The sequence below is a fragment of the Stenotrophomonas acidaminiphila genome (genome assembly GCF_014109845.1).
Lineage (GTDB): Bacteria > Pseudomonadota > Gammaproteobacteria > Xanthomonadales > Xanthomonadaceae > Stenotrophomonas > Stenotrophomonas acidaminiphila.
Genome location: NZ_CP043567.1, coordinates 2,296,389 through 2,315,040, shown reverse-complemented (window position 1 = coordinate 2,315,040; position 18,652 = coordinate 2,296,389). Strand labels below are relative to the sequence as shown.

Below are 18,652 nucleotides of genomic sequence, written 5' to 3'. Positions count from 1 at the left end.
GGCTTACTCCGCGCGCGGCTTTCGGGCCGCGGTTTCGTTATTGGATTTGTTCCTGGCCGCGCTCCCCTGCCTGGGGGCCGGACCGGTCGGTTTGGTCGGAGCCAGGCCAAGCGCGGCCCAGTCCGGAATGATGCGCGCCTTGTCGATGTTGTCGAAGGCCGCCACGAACGGCTTGCCATCGACCACGAAGGTCACGGTGCCGGCATCGGCGTCCACCGCGGCGATCTCGCCCTGCAGGCGGCGCCGGTTCTCCTGCGGCAGCTTCAGGCCGACCTTGGCGGACTCGCCCAGGTGGCGCTCGAACTGCTCCAGCGTGAACAGCGGCCGGTCCACGCCCGGGGAGGACACTTCCAGCGTGTAGTTGCCGCTGATCGGATCCTCGACATCCAGCTGCGCGGAGACCTCGCGGCTCACCCGCTCGCAGTCGTCGATGTTGACCACGCGCTCGGGCTGCTCGGCCAGCGGCACGTCGATGTACAGACGCAGCGTGGCGCCGCCCGGCGCCGGCAGATACTCGGCGCCCAGCAGATCCAGGCCCAACGCCTGCACGGTGGGGCCCAGCAGATTCGCGATTTCAGTAGCCTTGTCGCTCACAGCCTGCCTTGATTTGGTAATGGGGAAACGGGAAAAACCGGCCGGACTTTTCGTTTTGCGGAAACAACAAAGGGCCCGACTGGGCCCTTTGTCCGGTATGAATCCGGTGACTGGATTCCGGTTGCAGGAACGGAAGCAATCGTTCCTGCGAGCCCAGATTCAGCCTTCGACAACAGATGTTGAAGAAGGCCGGAACTGGTAGCGGGGGCAGGATTTGAACCTGCGACCTTCGGGTTATGAGCCCGACGAGCTGCCAGACTGCTCCACCCCGCAGCAGAAGCGGAATTATGAAGTAATTGGACCGTTACCGCAAGTCTTTTTTACTTCATTGTTTCAGGAAATCCGGGGATTCCGCTGAAACCCGGAACGTTCCACGCTCCGGTTGACCATCCCTGGATGGTCTGGCGATACCGGCTTGCCGGCACCGCCATCAACTCAGTGCGCGCATATTACATGAATCGCGCCGTTTTGTATCGCTTTTTATGACAAATGAGCAAATGCGTTGCGCATCCAGGCCAGCAGCGGCCCCAGGGCAACCGGCAGCACCAGCAGGGCCACGCAGTTCACGCCCAGCACGATGCCCAGGAGACGGTCATTGTTGCGCGGCAGCGGCTCGCCCACCGGCTCGTCGAAGTACATGACCTTGACCACGCGCAGGTAGTAGAAGCAGCCCACCACCGCACTCATCACGCCCAGGATCACCAGCCACAGCAGGCCGCCGTTGACCGCGGCGCCCAGTACCGCCAGCTTGGCCCAGAAGCCCAGGAACGGCGGGATGCCGGCCAGCGAGAACATGGCGCACAGCATGAGCCCGGCCATCCACGGATTGCGTGCATTCAGGCCCTTGAAGTCGTCGATGCTCTCGGCCTCGAAGCCGGAGCGCGACAGCGCGACGATCACGCCGAAAGCGGCGGTGGACATGATCGCGTAGGCCACGGCGTAGAACATCGCCGAGGAGTACCCGGCGGCGCCGCCGCCGGCCACGCCCATCAGCAGGAAGCCGATGTGCGAGACGGTCGAATAGGCCAGCATGCGCTTGAGGTTGACCTGGGCGATGGCCATCAGGTTGCCCACCACCAGCGACAGCGCGGCAAGGCCGGCGAGCACGTACTGCAGCTCGGCCGACAGCGGGCCGACACCGGCTTCGAGCAGGCGGTAGGCCATGCCGAACGCAGCCAGCTTCGGCGCCGAGCTGATGAACAGCGCGATCGGCGCCGGCGCGCCCTGGTAGACGTCCGGCAGCCACATGTGGAACGGTGCGGCGCCGAGCTTGAAGGCGACGCCGGCGACCATGAACACCGCGCCGGTCAGCAGCAGCACGCGCTCGTCCGAATGCGCGGCGGCGGCGTGGATCACGTCAAGATGCAGCGAACCGGTGGCGCCGTAGACCAGCGACATGCCGTACAGCAGCAGGCCCGAGGCCAGCGAGCCGAGCACGATGTACTTCATGCCCGCTTCGGCGGCCAGCTTGTTGTCGCGGTTGCTGGCCACCAGCGCATACGAGCACAACGCCAGCAGTTCCAGCCCCAGGTAGACCATCAGCAGGCTGCCGGCGGAGACCAGCAGCATCATGCCCGCGGTGGCGAACAGGACCAGCACCGCGATCTCGCCCTGGTACAGATTGCGCTCGCGCAGGTAGCTCCACCCATAGATCAGGGTCAGGCCGCTGACCAGCACCACCACCGTCTTCATGACGTCGGCGGCGTTGTCGCGGATGAACATGCCATGGAACACCTCGCCCTGCCCGCCCACGCCGCCAAGCAGCATGGCGAAAGCAACGGCAAGGATCGCGACCGACAGGAAGTGGGTCCAGACCTTGTGGCGGTTGCTGATGAACAGATCGAGGATCAGCAGGGCGAAGGCCCCGCCGATCACCACCAGTTCTGGCAGCAACGGCGGGAGGTCGGCGGCGGTCAACGGCAGTAGCGTCGGCGTTGTCATCATCAAATCCTGGAATCAATACTCTCGACGGGGCCGCTTACAGCAGCTTGCTCGATGCGATCTGCATCGCCAGCTTGGCGATGGAGGGCTCCATCAGTTCGGTCAGCGGCCGCGGGTACAGGCCCAGTGCCAGCGTACCGATGGCGAACACGCCCAGCACCAGCCATTCGCGCCCGTTGATGTCCTTCATCTCGGCCACATGGGCGTTGCCCACCTCGCCGAAGAACACGCGCTTGTACAGCCACAGCGAATACGCCGCGCCGATGATCAGCGTGGTGGCCGCGCCCAGCGCCACCAGCGGCTCCCACTGGAAGCTGGCCAGCACCACCATGAACTCGCCCACGAAACCGCTGGTGCCCGGCAGGCCCGAGTTGGCCATGAAGAACAGCAGCGCGAACGCGGCGAACCAGGGCATCACGTTGGCCACGCCGCCGTAGTCGGCGATGCGGCGGGTATGCAGCCGGTCGTAGAGCACGCCGATGCAGGAGAACATCGCGCCCGACACGAAGCCGTGCGAGACCATCTGCACCATCGCGCCCTGCAGGCCCAGGCGGGCGGCGTCGGCGTTGCCCGCCTCGCGCACCAGCCACAGCGCGGTGAACGTACCCAGGGTCACGAAGCCCATGTGCGCGATCGACGAATAGGCCACCAGCTTCTTCATGTCGTCCTGCACCAGCGCCACCAGGCCGACGTAGATCACCGCCACCAGCGACAGCGCGATCACCAGCCAGGCCCACTCGTGGCTGGCATCGGGCACGATCGGCAGGTTGAAGCGCAGGAAGCCGTAGCCACCGATCTTCAGCGCGATCGCGGCCAGGATCACCGAGCCGGCGGTCGGCGCTTCCACGTGGGCGTCCGGCAGCCAGGTATGCACCGGGAACATCGGCACCTTGACCGCGAAGGCGATCAGGAACGCGAAGAACACCCAGGTCTGCTCCCTGGCCGACAGCTGCAGCTGGTACAGGTCGGCCAGCTGGAAGCTGCCGCCCTTGATGTACAGGTAGATCAGCGCCACCAGCATCAGCACCGAGCCGAGGAAGGTGTACAGGAAGAACTTCAGCGCGGCATAGATGCGGCGCGGACCGCCCCAGACACCGATGATCAGGAACATCGGGATCAGCATGGCTTCGAAGAACACGTAGAACAGCATCGCGTCGGTGGCGGCGAAGATGCCCACCGTCACGCCTTCCAGGATCAGGAAGGCGGCCACGTACTGGTTCACGCGCTTGTCGACCACGCCCCAGGCGCCGATCAGCGCCAGCACGCCCACCAGGGTGGTCAGCAGCACCAGCGCGATGGCGATGCCGTCCACCGCCAGGTTGTAACCGATGCCGTAGGCGGGGATCCACGGATGCTGCTCGACGAACTGCATCACGTCGGCCGCGGCGCGGTCATAGCCGCTGAGCAGGCCGAGGCTCAACAGGAAGGTGAGCAGTGCCACCGCCAGGGATGCCCAACGGGCAGCCTGGGCGTTGCGCACGGCAAGAATCAACGCACCGCCGAGGATCGGCAGCCAGATGAGGATACTGAGTAGGGGCCAGTTCGACACGTCTTCTTATTCCGTACAGGTCAACGCGAGAAATGCATCAGCAGGCCCAGCAGGGCGATCAGGCCGATGATCATCACGAAGGCGTAGTGGTAGAGGAAACCGGATTGGGTGCGGCGCAGCAGGTTGGCGGCAAGCTCGACCACGCGGGCCGCACCGTTCACCACCCCATCCACAACGTTGCTGTCCACGGCACGGGCGGCCTTGCCAAGCTTGACGCTGCCACCGGCGAAACCATCGATCCACAGCTTGTCGAAACCGTACTTGTTCTCCAGCACCGATACGACCGGCGCCAGGGCCTTGCGGGACTTGCCTGCCAGCTCGGGCTTCCAGATGTAGAACACCCAGGCCAGGATGAAGCCGGCGACGGTCAGCCAGAACGCCGGCATCATCATGCCGTGCACTGCGTAGGCCACCGAGCCGTGCCAGAACTCCCTGCCGACGGCGGCGATGGTGTCGCGGGCCGGATCGTAGAAGTCGACGATGCCGGTGAAGAACGACAGGGTCTGGCCCGGCACGCCGGTTGCCGCGGCATGGCCGTCCCAGCCGGTGCCGAACAGCATCGGGCCGATGGTGAAGAAACCGATCAGGATCGACGGGATGGCCAGCAGGATCAGCGGCAGGGTCACCACCCACGGCGACTCGTGCGGCTCGTGCGCGCCATGGCCATGATGGTCGTCATGGTGGTGGGCGTCGTGGCCGTGGTCATCGTGCGCGTCGCGGAAGCGTTCCTTGCCGAAGAAGGTCAGGAACAGCAGCCGGAAGCTGTAGAAACTGGTGACGATCACGCCGCCCAGCACCGCCCAGTAGCCGTAGGTCGCCACCCAGCCGCTGTTGGCGGCATGGGCATGCAGCGCGGCGGCCTCGATGATGGTGTCCTTCGAATAGAAGCCGGCGAAGAACGGGGTGCCGACCAGCGCCAGGGTGCCGATCCACATGGTGATGTGGGTGATCGGCATGTACTTGCGCAGGCCGCCCATCTTCATCATGTTCTGCTCGTGGTGCATGCCGATGATGACCGAGCCGGCGCCCAGGAACAGCAGCGCCTTGAAGAAGGCGTGGGTCATCAGGTGGAACACCGCACCCGAGTAGGCCGACACGCCCAGGGCCACGGTCATGTAGCCCAGCTGCGACAGCGTCGAGTAGGCGACCACGCGCTTGATGTCGTTCTGCACGATGCCGATCAGGCCGGTGAAGAAGGCCGTGGTGGCACCGATGAACAGCACGAAGTTCAGCGCGGTCTGCGACAGCTCGAACAGCGGCGACATGCGGGTCACCATGAAGATGCCGGCGGTGACCATGGTCGCGGCGTGGATCAGCGCCGAGATCGGGGTCGGACCTTCCATCGAATCAGGCAGCCACACGTGCAGCGGCACCTGCGCCGACTTGCCCATCGCACCGATGAACAGGCAGATGCAGATCAGGGTGGCGATCGACCAGATCACCGGCTCGCTCAGCACCTGCAGCGGATGGCCGAACAGGTTGATCGAGCCCGACCACACCTGGACCAGCGCGTTGGGGTCGTTCAGCAGCGGCGCGTTGGCGAACACCGTCGCGTAGTCCAGGGTGCCGAACACCCACAGCACGGCGGCGATGCCCAGCAGGAAGCCGAAGTCGCCCACGCGGTTGACCAGGAACGCCTTCATGTTGGCGAAGATCGCGCTGGGCTTCTTGAAGTAGAAGCCGATCAGCAGGTACGACACCAGGCCCACCGCTTCCCAGCCGAAGAACAGCTGCAGGAAGTTGTTGCTCATCACCAGGGTGAGCATCGAGAAGGTGAACAGCGAGATGTAGCTGAAGAAGCGCTGGTAGCCGTCGTCATCGGCCATGTAGCCGATCGAGTAGACGTGCACCAGCAGCGACACAAACGTCACCACCACCATCATCATCGCGGTCAGGCGGTCGACCATGAAACCGACGTGCGCGGCGTACTGGCCGACTTCGAAGAAGGTGTAGATGTTCTGGTTGAACGGCTGCGCCCCGCCCCACAGCAACTGGTAGAGGGTGTGCATCGACAGCGCGCAGCTGACCGCGACGCCGAGGATGGTGGCGTACTGGGCACCCTTGCGCCCGACCTGGCGACCGAACAGGCCGGCGATGATGCTGCCGAGCAGCGGTGCCAGCACCACTGCGATCAACAGACTCTTGGAGAGAGTGATTTCCATCTGTGGGTCAGCCCTTCAACGAATCGACTTCGCCAACGTTGATGGTGTGGCGGGTACGGAACAGGGTCACCAGGATCGCGAGGCCGATGGCGGCTTCCGCCGCGGCCACGGTCAGGATGAAGAACACGAACAGCTGGCCGGCGGTATCGCCGAGCTGCCGCGAGAAGGCGACGAAATTGATGTTCACCGACAGCAGCATCAACTCGATCGACATCAGCAGCACGATGATGTTCTTGCGGTTGAGGAAGATGCCGGCGACGGAGATGCAGAACATCACCGCGCCCAGCGCGAGCATGTGGCCCAGGGAAATCATGGCTTGGCCTCCTCGCCGCCTTCGTTGTGCGTGGTGTCGGTCAGCGGCACCGGCTTCTCGGCCGCCATCTTCACGATGCGCAGGCGGTCGCTGGCGCGGACGCGGGTCTGCTCCGACGGGTTCTGCGACTTCACGCCGGTGCGGCGGCGCAGGGTCAGCATCACCGCGGCGATCACCGCCACGGTCAGGATCACCGCGGCGAACTCGAACGGCAGCAGGTATTCGGTGAACAGGCTGCGCGCCAGCCAGGTGATGTTGGAGCTGTCGGCGGCGACCGCGGCGGCATTGTCCGCCGGGAACGGCGCGGCCATGCGGGCCTTGATGCCGATCAGGGTCAGCATCTGCAGCAGCATCACCACCGCGACCACCAGCCCGACCGGCAGGTAGCGCACCCAGCCTTCGCGCAGGCTGTCGGTCTCGACGTCCAGCATCATCACCACGAACAGGAACAGCACCATCACCGCGCCCACGTACACCAGCACCAGGGTGACACCCAGGAACTCGGCGCCGACCAGCAGCCAGACGCAGGCGATGGAGAAGAAGGTCAGGATCAGGCACAGCACGGCATACACCGGGTTGCGCACGCTGATCACCGACAGGGCCGAGAGCCCCGCCACGATCGAGAAGAACCAGAAAGCGATATTTACCCAATCCATCTTTCGGTCCTCAACGGAAGGCGGCGTCGGCGGCGCGGCGCTCGGCGATCTCGGCTTCCAGCCGATCACCGATGGCCAGCAGCTGCGGCTTGGTGACGATGTTCTCGCCACGGTTCTCGAAGTGGTACTCCAGGATATGGGTTTCCACGATCGAGTCCACCGGGCAGCTCTCCTCGCAGAAACCGCAGAAGATGCACTTGAACAGGTCGATCTCGTAGCGCGTGGTGCGGCGGGTGCCGTCCTCGCGCTTGGCCGAGTCGATGGTGATGGCCAGCGCCGGGCACACCGCCTCGCACAGCTTGCAGGCGATGCAGCGTTCCTCACCGTTCGGATAACGGCGCAGCGCGTGCAGGCCGCGGAAGCGCGGCGACTGCGGGAACTTCTCCATCGGGTACAGCACGGTGTACTTGGGCTTGAACGCGTACTTCAGCGTCAGCCACATGCCGGAGACGAGCTCCAGCAGCAGCAGGCTCTTGAAATAGTGGGTGATCTTCTTCATGAATCAAACGCCTCTCTGGATCACGCCGTAGAACACGAGCAGTGCGGTCACCGCGATCCACGCGATGGTCAGCGGGATGAATACCTTCCAGCCCAGACGCATGATCTGGTCGTAGCGGAAGCGCGGGAACGTGGCACGGAACCAGATGTAGGAACTGGCGAAGAAGAACACCTTGGCCAGCAGCCACGGCCAACCGCCGTTCCAGATCCAGTCGACCCAGGGCGACACGTCCGCCGTGACCCAGCCCTGGATCGGGCTCAGCCAGCCGCCCATGAAGAAGATCGAGATCAGGAAGCTGATCAGGATCATGTTGGCGTACTCGGCCAGGAAGAACAGCGCGAACGCACCGCCGGAGTACTCGACCATGTGGCCGGCGACGATTTCGGACTCGCCTTCGACCACGTCGAACGGAGCGCGGTTGGTCTCGGCCACGCCGGACACCCAGTACACGACGAACAGCGGCAGCAGCGGCAGCAGGAACCAGTCGAACAGGCCGGAACTGCCCTGCTGCGCCAGCACGATCTCGCTCAGGTTGAGGCTGCCGGCGGCGATCATCACGCCGACCAGCGCGAAGCCCATCGCGATCTCGTAGCTGACCATCTGCGCGGCCGAACGCATCGCGCCGAGGAAGGCGTACTTGGAGTTCGACGCCCAGCCGGCCAGGATCACGCCGTAGATGCCCAGCGAGGTCATCGCCAGCAGGTACAGCAGGCCGACGTTGGCGTTGGACAGCACCAGCTTGTAGTCGAACGGGACCACCGACCAGGCCGCGAACGACGGTGCCAGCACGATCAGCGGCGCCAGCACGTACATCGCCTTGTGCGCGTTGGCCGGGCGCACGATTTCCTTGAACAGCAGCTTGGTGACGTCGGCGAAGGCCTGCAGCAGGCCGCCGAGGCCGACGTACATCGGCCCGTGGCGCACGTGCATCCAGCCGATCAGCTTGCGCTCCCACAGCACGTAGAACGCCACCGATATGATGATCGGCATGGCGATGACCAGGATCTTCAGCACCGTCCACAGCACGATGCCGATGTCGCCCAGCGCCAGCAACCACTGGTGCAGCGGATCGACCGCGTTCAACAGCAACTCGTTCATGCAGCCACCACCGTTACCCGAGCGGCGCCCAGCGGCGCGGTGGCGCCGTGGCCCGATTCAATCCAGACCGTACCGGCGGCGACGCGCGCGTCGACCACGACCGGCAGGGTCGCCTTGCCGGCATCGGTGCCGACCTTGGCCATCTGCCCTTCCACCAGCTGCAGGCGCGCGGCGTCATCGGCGTTGAGCACGATGCGCGGCGCGTTGTTCAGCGGATGCGCCTGCAGCGCCTCGGCACGGCGGACCACCGCATCGGTGCGGTAGATCGCGGTGGTCGAAGCCACTTCCAGGCCCTCGCCCGCCGCCTGCGGCTGCGCCGAGGCGGCCACCTCGACCTGCACCGGCTGCAGGCCGGCACGCAGGCCTGCCAGGTCGGTGAAGCCGAAACCGGCCAGCTGCAGGTCGCCGCCCAGGGCGCGCAGCACGCGCCAGCCCTCGCGGGCCTCGCCCGGCAGCTTGCCGCCGGCGCGGGCCTGCTGCTCGCGGCCGTCGAGGTTGGTCAGGGTCGCGTCGATTTCCGGCAGCGCGCCGATCGGCAGGATCACGTCGGCCACGTCGCGGGTCGAGGCGCAGGCGAACTGGCTGAACGCCACTACCCTGGCGCCGGCCAGCGCCTTGCGCGCGGCGGCGCTGTCGGCGAAGTCCAGGCCCGGCTCGATGCCGTACAGCACGTAGGCCTTGCGCGGCTGCGCCAGCATCGTGGCGACGTCCTTGCCGGCCGGCAACACGCCGGCGCGGGACAGGCCGACGGCATTGGCGCCCTGCGGGATGCGGCACAGCCTGGCGCCGGTGGCGGCGGCGAAATCGCGCGCGGCGGCGCGGATCGCGGCGGCCTGCGGATGGTTCTCGGCGATGCCACCGACGATCAGCACGGTGTTGCCACCGCCCTGCACCGCCGAACGCAGCTCGGCGCTGGCCAGGGCTTCGGCGAACCGGGACGGGGCGACGATCTGCTTGCCGGCCAGGCTGAACGCGAAGTCGAAATCGACCGGGTTGACCGCGAAGATCCGCGCGCCGTTCTTGGTCTGCGCCTTGCGCAGGCGGGCGTGCAGCAGCGGCAGCTCGTGGCGGACGTTGCTGCCCAGCAGCACGATGCGGTCGGCCGCTTCGATCTCGGCCAGCGGGGCCGCGAACACTTCGGCCGTCGCCGCGTCCGAGAAATCGCGGTTGTCGATGCGGTGGTCGATGTTGCCGCTGCCCAGGCCGGTGGCCAGGCGGGCCAGCAGCGCGCCCTCCTCGTTGGAGGTGGACGGGTGCACCAGCACGCCGAGGTCGTCGCCGCGGCTGCCGTCCAGGATCTCGCGGGCGGCGGCCAGGCCTTCGGCCCAGCTCACTTCCTTCCACTCGCCGTTGACCTTCTGCAGCGGCTTGACCGCGCGGTCGGCGGCATACAGGCCCTGGTGCGAATAACGGTCGCGGTCGGACAGCCAGCACTCGTTGACCAGTTCGTTGTCGCGCGGCACCGCGCGCAGCACTTCGCCGCGGCGCACGTGCAGGAACAGGTTCGAGCCCATCGCGTCGTGGTAGCCGAGCGATTCACGCGCGGTGAGCTCCCACGGGCGCGCCTTGAACTGGAACACCTTGTTGGTCAGCGCGCCGACCGGGCACACGTCGATCACGTTGCCGGACAGCTCGGTGGTCAGCGGCTTGCCGTCGTAGGTGCCGATCTGCAGGTTCTCGCCGCGGTACATGCCGCCCAGCTCGTAGGTGCCGGCGATCTCGGCGGTGAAGCGCACGCAGCGGGTGCACTGGATGCAGCGAGTCATCTCGGTGGCGACCAGCGGCCCCATGTCCTCGTCGGCCACCACGCGCTTGCGCTCGTTGAAGCGGCTGACCGAACGGCCGTAGCCCAGCGACACGTCCTGCAGCTCGCACTCGCCGCCCTGGTCGCAGATCGGGCAGTCCAGCGGGTGGTTGATCAGCAGGAACTCCATGACCGAGCGCTGGTACTTCAGCGCCTTCTCGTTGCGGGTCTGGATCTTCATGCCGTCCATGACCGGCGTGGCGCACGCCGGCGACGGCTTGGGCGACTTCTCGACGTCGACCAGGCACATGCGGCAGTTGGCCGCGATCGGCAGCTTCTCGTGGTAGCAGAAGCGCGGGATCGAAATGCCGGCCTTGTCGGCGGCCTGGATGATCATCGACCCCTTGGGCGCGAACAGCGTCTGCCCATCGATCTCGATGGTGACGTGTCCTTCCGGCACCACGGGTGCCTCGCTCGGGTTTCCGCTCGGATTTACAGGTTGCGCGCTCATGCGGCAGCAGCCTCCACCTTCTTGCCGTCAACCATCGAATGACCGTTGACGATGTAGTACTCGAATTCGTCCCAGAACTGGCGCAGGAACCCCTGGATCGGCCAGGCCGCCGCTTCGCCGAAGGCGCAGATGGTGTGGCCTTCGATCTGACCGGCGACGGTGCGCAGCTGGTGCAGGTCTTCCATCGTGGCCTTGCCGGCGACGATGCGCTCCAGCACGCGGTGCATCCAGCCGGTGCCCTCGCGGCACGGGGTGCACTGGCCGCAGGATTCCTTGTGGAAGAACTGGCTGATGCGGCACGCGAACTTGACGCAGCACACGCTGTCGTCCAGCACCACGATGGCCCCGGAGCCCAGGCCCGAGCCCAGCGCGCGGATGGTGTCGTAGTCCATCGGCAGCCCCTTGAGCTGCTCGGCGGTCAGCACCGGCATCGACACGCCGCCCGGGATCGCCGCCTTCAGCTTGCGGCCCGGCCGCAGGCCGCCGGCCATTTCCAGCAGTTCGTCGAAGGTGGTGCCCAGCGGCACCTCGAAGTTGCCGCCCTTCTGCACGCAGCCGGAGACCGAGAAGCACTTCGGGCCGCCGTTGGCGGTCTTGCTCAGGCCCTTGAACCACTCCGGGCCGTTGCGGATGATCGCCGGCACCGAGCCGTAGGTTTCGGTGTTGTTGATCGTCGACGGCTTGCCGTACAGGCCGAAATTGGCCGGGAACGGCGGCTTGTAGCGCGGCTGGCCCTTCTTGCCTTCCAGCGACTCCATCAGCGCGGTCTCTTCGCCGCAGATGTAGGCACCGGCGCCCAGCGCCCCGTAGATATCGATGTCCACGCCGCTGCCCAGCACGTTCTTGCCCAGCCAGCCATGCTTGTAGGCATCGGCCAGGGCCTGTTCGAAGTGCTCGAACGGCTCGTGGTGAAACTCGCCGCGCAGGTAGTTGTAGCCCACGGTCGAGCCGGTGGCGTAGCAGGCGATGGCCATGCCCTCCACCACCGAATGCGGGTTGTAGCGCAGGATGTCGCGGTCCTTGCAGGTACCCGGCTCGGACTCGTCCGAGTTGCACAGGATGTACTTCTGCGGCGCGTCCTTGGGCATGAACGACCACTTCAGGCCGGTCGGGAAGCCCGCGCCGCCGCGGCCGCGCAGGCCGGACTGCTTGACCATCTCGATCACGTCGGCCGGCGCGATCTTCTCCTCGAGGATCTTGCGCAGCGCGGCGTAGCCACCGGTCTTGAGGTAGTTCTCGTACGACCACGGGGTGTCGTAGTGCAGCGTGGTGTAGACCACGTTGTGCGGAAGCGGCGCCGGACCGACCGGGCCCCTGGATTCGTGGTGTGCCATGCCTTACTCCAGCCCGTCCAGCAGCGCGTCGACCTGGTCCAGCGTCAGGCGCTCATGGTAGTGACCGTTGATGACCATCATCGGCGCGCCCGCGCAGCCGGCCAGGCATTCTTCCTCGCGCTTGAGGTAGACGCGGCCGTCCGGGGTCGATTCGCCGTGCTTGATGCCCAGCTTCTTCTCGCAATGGCGCACGATGTCCTCGGCGCCATTGAGCCAGCAGCTGATGTTGGTGCAGATGGCGACGTTGTTGCGGCCGACCTTCTCGGTCTCGAACATCGAGTAGAAGCTGGCGACCTCGTAGGCCCACACGAACGGCAGGTCCAGGTACTTGGCCACCGCGGCGATCAACTCGTCGCTCAGCCAGCCCTGGTTCTGCTCCTGCGCGGCATGCAGGCCCTGCAGCACCGCCGAGCGCTTGCGTTCCGGCGGGAACTTCGTCAGCCAGTGATCGATGTGAGCACGGGTCTTGTCGCTCAACACCACCATCGGGTCGACGTCACGCGCCGCCTCGAAATTACCTGTCGCCTTCATCGGCCGACCTCAACCAATAGCAGATCCTGGGAAACCGGTGCCTGCAGCAGCATGGCCGCGCTGGCACCGGGCGTTGTACGCATGCCCGGCATTACCGGTCGACCTCGCCGAACACGAGGTCGTAGGTGCCGATCATCGCCACCACGTCGGCCAGCATGTGGCCGCGCACGATCGAATCGATCGAGGACAGGTGGGCGAAGCCCGGCGCACGCAGGTGCACGCGGAACGGCTTGTTGGCGCCGTCCGACACCAGGTAGCAGCCGAATTCGCCCTTCGGCGCCTCGACCGCGGCGTAGGTCTCGCCGGCCGGCACGCAGTAGCCTTCGCTGAACAGCTTGAAGTGGTGGATCAGCGCTTCCATGTCGTCCTTCATCTCCGCACGCTTGGGAGGGGCGACCTTGAAGTTGCGGACCATGACCGGGCCGGGGTTGGCCTTCAGCCAGCGCACGCACTGCTGGATGATGCGGTTGGACTGGCGCATTTCGGCGACGCGGACCAGGTAACGGTCGTAGCAGTCGCCATTGGTGCCCAGCGGGATGTCGAAGTCGACCGTGTCGTACTTGGCGTACGGCTGCTTCTTGCGCAGGTCCCAGGCGATGCCCGAGCCACGCAGCATGGCGCCGGTCATGCCCCACGCCAGGGCGTGCTCCGGGGTGACCACGCCGATGCCGACGGTACGCTGCTTCCAGATGCGGTTGTCGGTGAGCAGGGTTTCGTACTCGTCGACGCGCTTGGGGAATTCGCTGGTGAAGTTCTCCAGGAAGTCCAGCAGCGAGCCCTCGCGGGCCGCGTTCAGGCGCTTGAGCGCATTGCCCTTGTGCCAGCGCGATTCCTTGTACTTCGGCATCGTGTCCGGCAGGTCGCGGTAGACGCCGCCCGGACGGTAATAGGCCGCATGCATGCGCGCGCCGGAGACCGCCTCGTAGCAGTCCATCAGCTCCTCGCGCTCGCGGAACGCATACAGCATCACCGCCATCGCGCCGAGGTCGAGCCCGTTCGAACCCAGCCACATCAGGTGGTTGAGGATGCGGGTGATCTCGTCGAACATCGTGCGGATGTACTGCGCGCGCTCCGGCACCTCGATGCCCGCCAGGGTCTCGATGGCGCGGACGTAGGCGTGCTCGTTGCACATCATCGAGCAGTAGTCCAGGCGATCCATGTAGCCGATCGACTGGTTGAACGGCTTGGACTCGGCCAGCTTCTCGGTGGCGCGATGCAGCAGGCCCACGTGCGGGTCGGCGCGCATGATGGTCTCGCCGTCCATCTCCAGGATCAGGCGCAGCACGCCATGCGCGGCCGGATGCTGCGGGCCGAAGTTCATGGTGTAGTTGCGGATCTCCTGCCGGGCTTCGGCGGGATTGCTGGCGAAGGCCCCGGTGGCCTGGTGGAACTCGCTCACTTGCTTGCCTCCCTCTGCGCGCGCTCGCCTTCGGCGGTCTCGAAGCGGGCGTCGTCGCGGATCACGCGCGGCACGCCCACGCGCGGCTCGACCGAAGTCACCGGCTCGTAGACCACGCGCTTCTTTTCTTCGTCGTAACGCACTTCGACGTTGCCGATCAGCGGGAAATCCTTGCGGAACGGATGGCCGACGAAACCGTAGTCGGTCAGGATGCGGCGCAGGTCCGGGTGGCCTTCGAAGATCACGCCGTACAGGTCGAACGCCTCGCGCTCGAACCAGTTCAGGCCCGGCCAGACGCTGGTCAGCGATGCCACCACCGGCAGCGACTCGCTCGGGGCGAAGCAGCGCATGCGCAGCAGCTGGTTGTGCTGGTAGGAACGCAGCTGCACGACGACCGCGAAACGCTGCCTGGGCAGCGCGTCGGGCTGCGCGCCATCGGCGGTTTCATGGCTGGGGAACTCGCCCCAGGCGAAGCGGCCGGCGCCCTTGCCTTCCACGCCACGGCTGAAGCCCTGCGAGGAAACGTCGGAGGTGTCCCACTCGTCGCTGCCGTAGCCGAGGTAATCGACACCGCACAGGTCGGTGGCGTGCTCGAAGCCGAACTCGTCGCGCAGTGCGACGGCGACGGCATGCCAGTCGGCCGACGGAACCTCCAGCGTCACTTCGCCGCGCGGTTCGACCACGGAGACCTGCGCACCGGCGAAACGCGCGCGAAGTCGGTCGATGAGTGAAGGTGCTTGCTGGGCCATGGGGGCTGGCGTGCTCTTGACTTGAAAGGGAATCAGCGGGCGATGGTCTGGGTGCGCCAGATCTTCTTCTGCAGCTGCAGGATGCCGTACACCAGCGCCTCGGCGGTCGGCGGGCAGCCCGGGACGTACACGTCCACCGGCACCACGCGGTCGCAGCCGCGCACCACCGCGTACGAATAGTGGTAATAGCCGCCACCGTTGGCGCAGCTGCCCATCGAGATGACCCACTTGGGGTCGGGCATCTGGTCGTAGACCTTGCGCAGCGCCGGTGCCATCTTGTTGACCAGGGTGCCGGCGACGATCATCACGTCGGACTGGCGCGGCGACGGGCGGAACACCACGCCGTAGCGGTCCAGGTCCAGGCGCGAGGCGCCGGCGTGCATCATTTCCACCGCGCAGCAGGCCAGGCCGAAGGTCATCGGCCACATCGAGCCGGTGCGCGCCCAGTTCAGCAGGGCGTCGACGCTGGTGGTGACGTAGCCCTTCTCGAGCAGCGGGTTGTCGCCTTCGGGCCGCAGGATGTCGTCAACCCGCCCTTCCGGGATGGGGTTGTTCATCAGGCCATCGAGAGTCTGAATCACTCCCATTCCAGCGCTCCCTTCTTCCACACGTAGATAAAGCCGAGGAACAGCATGCCCACGAACAGGCCCATGGTGACGAGCGAGCGGGCGCCCAGCTCCATGAACACCTGGGTCCAGGGCACGATGAAGATGATTTCCAGGTCAAAGACGATGAACTGGATGGCGATGAGGTAATAGCGCACGTCGAACTTCATGCGCGCGTTCTCGAACGCCTCGAAGCCGCACTCGTACGGCGACAGTTTCTGTTCGTCGGGGCTGCGGGGGCCAAGGAAACGACCGATCAGCATCAGGGCGACGCCGATGCCGGTGGCGACGATCAGAAACAGCAGGGACGGCAAATATTCGGCCAGCACAGCGATTCTCTCTTGCCTCTGCCCGGACACCTGCAGGCGCCCGCGCATGGGGATTGACGGGACTTGCCTCGGCGGGAGCTGCCGCATCCCGCATACCCGTATAACAAACTCATGGTGCCCAAGAGGGGACTCGAACCCCTACGACTTGCGTCGCTACCACCTCAAGGTAGTGCGTCTACCAATTCCGCCACCTGGGCTTACTTACGTCAGCGCACCGGCTCTGCAGTGCGGCGCGTATTGTAACCGTCTTCAGTCTTTATGCGAGCCCTCGGCGGGCTTTTCTTCGCTCTGCACCGGATTATTTGCCGCAGGCGCCGCCTGCGGCACTTCGCCCGCGGCCGCGGCCTGCGGAACGGACTGCAGCTCGCCCGCCGGGGCGGCCGGGGCCGGGGCCTGCGCCTGGGACATCACGCCCAGCCCCTGCTCGGTCGGGCGCGCGCCATGGCTGGCGTACCAGGCCATGAACAGGCTGATGCCGAAGAACACCACGGCCAGCCACTTGGTGGACTTGGACAGGAAGTTGGAGGCGCCACGGGCGCCGAACACCGTACCCGAAGCGCCGGCACCGAAGCCCGAGCCCGCCGCCGCGCCGGAGCCGCGCTGCATCAGGATCAGCGCGATCATCGCGACCGCCACCAGCACATAGACCACATTGAGGATCAACATCAGCATTTGAAATCCGTCCCGGACAATTCCACCGTTAGCGACCGGCTGCCGCCCTCGCGATGGCCAGGAAATCTGCCGCCACCAGCGAAGCGCCGCCTACCAGCCCGCCATCGACGTCAGGCTGTGAAAACAGCTCTGCAGCATTGTCGGGCTTGACGCTGCCGCCATACAGGATCGGCAACGAATCGGCGATTCTAGCATCGCGCCCGGCGACTTCGCCACGGATGAAGGCATGCACGGCCTGCGCCTGCTCCGGACTGGCCGTGCGGCCGGTGCCGATGGCCCAGACCGGCTCATACGCCACCACCGCCCCGGCGAAGGCATCGACCCCGGCCAGCTCCAGCACCGGTGCCAGCTGCGCGGCGATGACCTGTTCGGTCTGCCCGGCCTCGCGCTGCTCCAGCGTCTCACCGACGCACAAGACCGGGACCAGGCCGGCATGCACCGCGGCCACGAACTTGCGGGCCACCAGCTCGCTGCTTTCGTGGTGGTACTGGCGGCGCTCGGAATGGCCGACCAGGCCGTACCTCGCCCCCACGTCCACCAGCATGGCGGCCGAGACCTCGCCGGTGTAGGCCCCCTTCTCGTTGCTGCTGACGTCCTGCGAGCCGAAGGCCAGCGCGGTGCCCTCGAAGTCCTCGACCAGGTCGCCCAGGTAGGGCAGCGGCGGCAGGATCACCAGCTCGACCCCCTGCAGCGGCAGGCCGGCGGCCACCTGCCCCACCAGTTCGGTGGCGAATTGACGGCTGCCATGCAGCTTCCAGTTACCGGCGACGATCGTGCGGCGCATTCAGGAACGACTCCCAGTGAAAAGTGGGCGAAGGATAGCCCACTCCGGACAGCCACAGGACAATCGACAGACAACGCGGGACAGCATCGACGCATCCGTCACGCCGGCGGCCATGACGGCGAAGGCCGCCTCGCGGCGGCCTTCGTTGCTTACTTCAGCTTGATCTCGCGCAGGCGTTCCTCGAGGAAGCCGTGGGCGGTGATCGGCTCCGGATACCGGCTCGGGTTGTCCGGGGTGATGCACGACGGCAGCACGTCGATCAGGAAGTCCGGGTTCGGATGCAGGAAGAACGGCACCGAGTAGCGCGGCTGGCGGGCCAGCTCGCCCGGGGGGTTGACCACGCGATGGATGGTCGACGGGTACACATGGTTGGTCAGGCGCTGCAGCATGTCGCCGATGTTGACCACGATGGTGTCCGCATCGGACGTGAACGGCACCCACTCGCCATCGTGCGACTGCACTTCCAGCCCCGCGGCGCTGGCGCCGACCAGCAGGGTGATGAAATTGATGTCGCCATGCGCGCCGGCGCGCACGTTGGGAATGTCGTCGGTGGTGATCGGCGGGTAGTGGATCGGGCGCAGGATCGAGTTGCCGTTGTTGGTCTTGTCGGCAAAGAAATCCTGCGGCAGCCCGATGTGCAGGGCCAGCGCCGACAGCACCCGCGATCCCAGGTTGTCCAGCGCCTGGTACAGGCCATAGCCGCGCTCGCGGAACCCGGGCACTTCGCTCGGCCACAGGTTCGGCGGCATCACCTCGCGGTACTTCGAGTCATCCGCGATTTCCCGGCCGATGTGCCAGAACTCCTTCAGGTCGAAGTGCTTGGAGCCCTTGGCGGTCTCCACGCCGAACGGGGTGTAGCCGCGGGCGCCACCGCCACCGGCCACGTGGTACTTGCGCTTGACCTCCTCGGGCAGGGCGAAGAAGGCCTTGAAGGCATCATAGGCCGCGTCGATGTCGGCCTGCGGGATGCCGTGGTTGCGGATGCCCGCGAACCCCCACTGGCGATAGGCCGCGCCCAGCTCGGCCACGAAGGCCTCGCGGTCGCTGTCGAAGCGGGTGATGTCGAGGGTTGGGATCTTGCTCACAGCGGTTCCTGGCTTGTCGTGGATATCCGGGCCGGCAGCACCCTGTCGCCCGTCTGAACATTGTGACAGATCGCCTTTGCGCCCGGTCGCTGACACA

18 protein-coding genes and 2 tRNA genes are annotated in these 18,652 nt (G+C 66.1%); all 20 read right to left on the bottom strand.

Annotated elements, in window-relative coordinates:
- Positions 1 to 3: 3 nt before the first annotated feature.
- Positions 4 to 594 (bottom strand): ribosome maturation factor RimP, encoded by a 591-nt coding sequence (rimP, locus tag F0P95_RS10565; RefSeq protein ID WP_054664883.1) that lies wholly within the window; start codon positions 592 to 594, stop codon positions 4 to 6.
- Positions 595 to 790: 196 nt separating this feature from the next.
- Positions 791 to 867, bottom strand: a tRNA-Met gene (locus tag F0P95_RS10560).
- Between the two features lie 207 nt (positions 868 to 1,074).
- The gene (gene nuoN, locus F0P95_RS10555; RefSeq protein ID WP_054668646.1) at positions 1,075 to 2,535 is read right to left on the bottom strand and encodes an NADH-quinone oxidoreductase subunit NuoN; all 1,461 of its coding nucleotides are present in this window, start codon (positions 2,533 to 2,535) and stop codon (positions 1,075 to 1,077) included.
- Positions 2,536 to 2,572: 37 nt separating this feature from the next.
- On the bottom strand, positions 2,573 to 4,084 hold the full coding sequence (locus F0P95_RS10550) for an NADH-quinone oxidoreductase subunit M (protein ID WP_182334196.1): 1,512 nt from the start codon (positions 4,082 to 4,084) through the stop codon (positions 2,573 to 2,575).
- A gap of 20 nt (positions 4,085 to 4,104) precedes the next feature.
- Positions 4,105 to 6,246, bottom strand: coding sequence for an NADH-quinone oxidoreductase subunit L (gene nuoL / locus F0P95_RS10545; RefSeq protein ID WP_182334195.1), 2,142 nt, complete (start codon positions 6,244 to 6,246; stop codon positions 4,105 to 4,107).
- A 7-nt stretch (positions 6,247 to 6,253) separates the two neighbouring features.
- Positions 6,254 to 6,559, bottom strand: coding sequence for an NADH-quinone oxidoreductase subunit NuoK (nuoK, locus tag F0P95_RS10540; protein ID WP_054664875.1), 306 nt, complete (start codon positions 6,557 to 6,559; stop codon positions 6,254 to 6,256).
- Complete coding sequence (locus tag F0P95_RS10535) at positions 6,556 to 7,215, bottom strand: NADH-quinone oxidoreductase subunit J (RefSeq protein WP_056930790.1); 660 nt, start codon at positions 7,213 to 7,215, stop codon at positions 6,556 to 6,558. Before F0P95_RS10535 ends, nuoK begins: the two co-directional genes overlap by 4 nt.
- Before the next feature lie 10 nt (positions 7,216 to 7,225).
- The gene (nuoI, locus tag F0P95_RS10530; protein ID WP_054664867.1) at positions 7,226 to 7,714 is read right to left on the bottom strand and encodes an NADH-quinone oxidoreductase subunit NuoI; all 489 of its coding nucleotides are present in this window, start codon (positions 7,712 to 7,714) and stop codon (positions 7,226 to 7,228) included.
- A gap of 3 nt (positions 7,715 to 7,717) precedes the next feature.
- Positions 7,718 to 8,812 carry an NADH-quinone oxidoreductase subunit NuoH gene (gene nuoH, locus F0P95_RS10525; RefSeq protein WP_182334194.1) on the bottom strand — a complete coding sequence of 365 codons (1,095 nt, stop codon included), beginning with the start codon at positions 8,810 to 8,812 and terminating at the stop codon, positions 7,718 to 7,720.
- On the bottom strand, positions 8,809 to 11,067 hold the full coding sequence (gene nuoG, locus F0P95_RS10520; protein ID WP_182334193.1) for an NADH-quinone oxidoreductase subunit NuoG: 2,259 nt from the start codon (positions 11,065 to 11,067) through the stop codon (positions 8,809 to 8,811). The genes nuoH and nuoG overlap by 4 nt, the downstream gene beginning before the upstream one ends.
- A complete protein-coding gene (gene nuoF / locus F0P95_RS10515) occupies positions 11,064 to 12,401 on the bottom strand; it encodes an NADH-quinone oxidoreductase subunit NuoF (protein WP_182334192.1) in 1,338 nt (445 codons plus the stop codon). The genes nuoG and nuoF overlap by 4 nt, the downstream gene beginning before the upstream one ends.
- Positions 12,402 to 12,404: 3 nt before the next feature.
- Positions 12,405 to 12,932 (bottom strand): NADH-quinone oxidoreductase subunit NuoE, encoded by a 528-nt coding sequence (nuoE, locus tag F0P95_RS10510; protein ID WP_054664857.1) that lies wholly within the window; start codon positions 12,930 to 12,932, stop codon positions 12,405 to 12,407.
- Between the two features lie 91 nt (positions 12,933 to 13,023).
- Positions 13,024 to 14,331 carry an NADH-quinone oxidoreductase subunit D gene (locus tag F0P95_RS10505; protein ID WP_182334191.1) on the bottom strand — a complete coding sequence of 436 codons (1,308 nt, stop codon included), beginning with the start codon at positions 14,329 to 14,331 and terminating at the stop codon, positions 13,024 to 13,026.
- A complete protein-coding gene (locus F0P95_RS10500) occupies positions 14,328 to 15,080 on the bottom strand; it encodes an NADH-quinone oxidoreductase subunit C (protein WP_054664853.1) in 753 nt (250 codons plus the stop codon). Before F0P95_RS10500 ends, F0P95_RS10505 begins: the two co-directional genes overlap by 4 nt.
- A 32-nt stretch (positions 15,081 to 15,112) precedes the next feature.
- Positions 15,113 to 15,667, bottom strand: coding sequence for a NuoB/complex I 20 kDa subunit family protein (locus tag F0P95_RS10495; protein ID WP_054664850.1), 555 nt, complete (start codon positions 15,665 to 15,667; stop codon positions 15,113 to 15,115).
- Entirely contained in the window at positions 15,658 to 16,014 is a 357-nt protein-coding gene (locus F0P95_RS10490; protein ID WP_054664847.1) for an NADH-quinone oxidoreductase subunit A, read from the bottom strand. Before F0P95_RS10490 ends, F0P95_RS10495 begins: the two co-directional genes overlap by 10 nt.
- A gap of 112 nt (positions 16,015 to 16,126) precedes the next feature.
- Positions 16,127 to 16,211 (bottom strand) — tRNA-Leu (locus tag F0P95_RS10485).
- A gap of 52 nt (positions 16,212 to 16,263) precedes the next feature.
- Complete coding sequence (gene secG / locus F0P95_RS10480; protein ID WP_182334190.1) at positions 16,264 to 16,686, bottom strand: preprotein translocase subunit SecG; 423 nt, start codon at positions 16,684 to 16,686, stop codon at positions 16,264 to 16,266.
- A gap of 28 nt (positions 16,687 to 16,714) precedes the next feature.
- Positions 16,715 to 17,470, bottom strand: coding sequence for a triose-phosphate isomerase (gene tpiA, locus F0P95_RS10475; protein WP_056930795.1), 756 nt, complete (start codon positions 17,468 to 17,470; stop codon positions 16,715 to 16,717).
- A gap of 149 nt (positions 17,471 to 17,619) precedes the next feature.
- Entirely contained in the window at positions 17,620 to 18,555 is a 936-nt protein-coding gene (locus F0P95_RS10470; RefSeq protein WP_054664840.1) for an isopenicillin N synthase family dioxygenase, read from the bottom strand.
- Between the last annotated feature and the right edge of the window lie 97 nt (positions 18,556 to 18,652).

What these genes read in the sequence shown, in the direction of transcription:
- nuoN (WP_054668646.1), bottom strand. Translation starts at nt 2,535, where the DNA reads ATGACAACGCCGACGCTACTGCCGTTGACCGCCGCCGACCTCCCGCCG.
- nuoL (WP_182334195.1), bottom strand. Translation starts at nt 6,246, where the DNA reads ATGGAAATCACTCTCTCCAAGAGTCTGTTGATCGCAGTGGTGCTGGCA.
- nuoK (WP_054664875.1), bottom strand. Translation starts at nt 6,559, where the DNA reads ATGATTTCCCTGGGCCACATGCTCGCGCTGGGCGCGGTGATGTTCTGC.
- F0P95_RS10535 (WP_056930790.1), bottom strand. Translation starts at nt 7,215, where the DNA reads ATGGATTGGGTAAATATCGCTTTCTGGTTCTTCTCGATCGTGGCGGGG.
- nuoI (WP_054664867.1), bottom strand. Translation starts at nt 7,714, where the DNA reads ATGAAGAAGATCACCCACTATTTCAAGAGCCTGCTGCTGCTGGAGCTC.
- nuoH (WP_182334194.1), bottom strand. Translation starts at nt 8,812, where the DNA reads ATGAACGAGTTGCTGTTGAACGCGGTCGATCCGCTGCACCAGTGGTTG.
- nuoG (WP_182334193.1), bottom strand. Translation starts at nt 11,067, where the DNA reads ATGAGCGCGCAACCTGTAAATCCGAGCGGAAACCCGAGCGAGGCACCC.
- nuoF (WP_182334192.1), bottom strand. Translation starts at nt 12,401, where the DNA reads ATGGCACACCACGAATCCAGGGGCCCGGTCGGTCCGGCGCCGCTTCCG.
- nuoE (WP_054664857.1), bottom strand. Translation starts at nt 12,932, where the DNA reads ATGAAGGCGACAGGTAATTTCGAGGCGGCGCGTGACGTCGACCCGATG.
- F0P95_RS10500 (WP_054664853.1), bottom strand. Translation starts at nt 15,080, where the DNA reads ATGGCCCAGCAAGCACCTTCACTCATCGACCGACTTCGCGCGCGTTTC.
- F0P95_RS10495 (WP_054664850.1), bottom strand. Translation starts at nt 15,667, where the DNA reads ATGGGAGTGATTCAGACTCTCGATGGCCTGATGAACAACCCCATCCCG.
- secG (WP_182334190.1), bottom strand. Translation starts at nt 16,686, where the DNA reads ATGCTGATGTTGATCCTCAATGTGGTCTATGTGCTGGTGGCGGTCGCG.
- tpiA (WP_056930795.1), bottom strand. Translation starts at nt 17,470, where the DNA reads ATGCGCCGCACGATCGTCGCCGGTAACTGGAAGCTGCATGGCAGCCGT.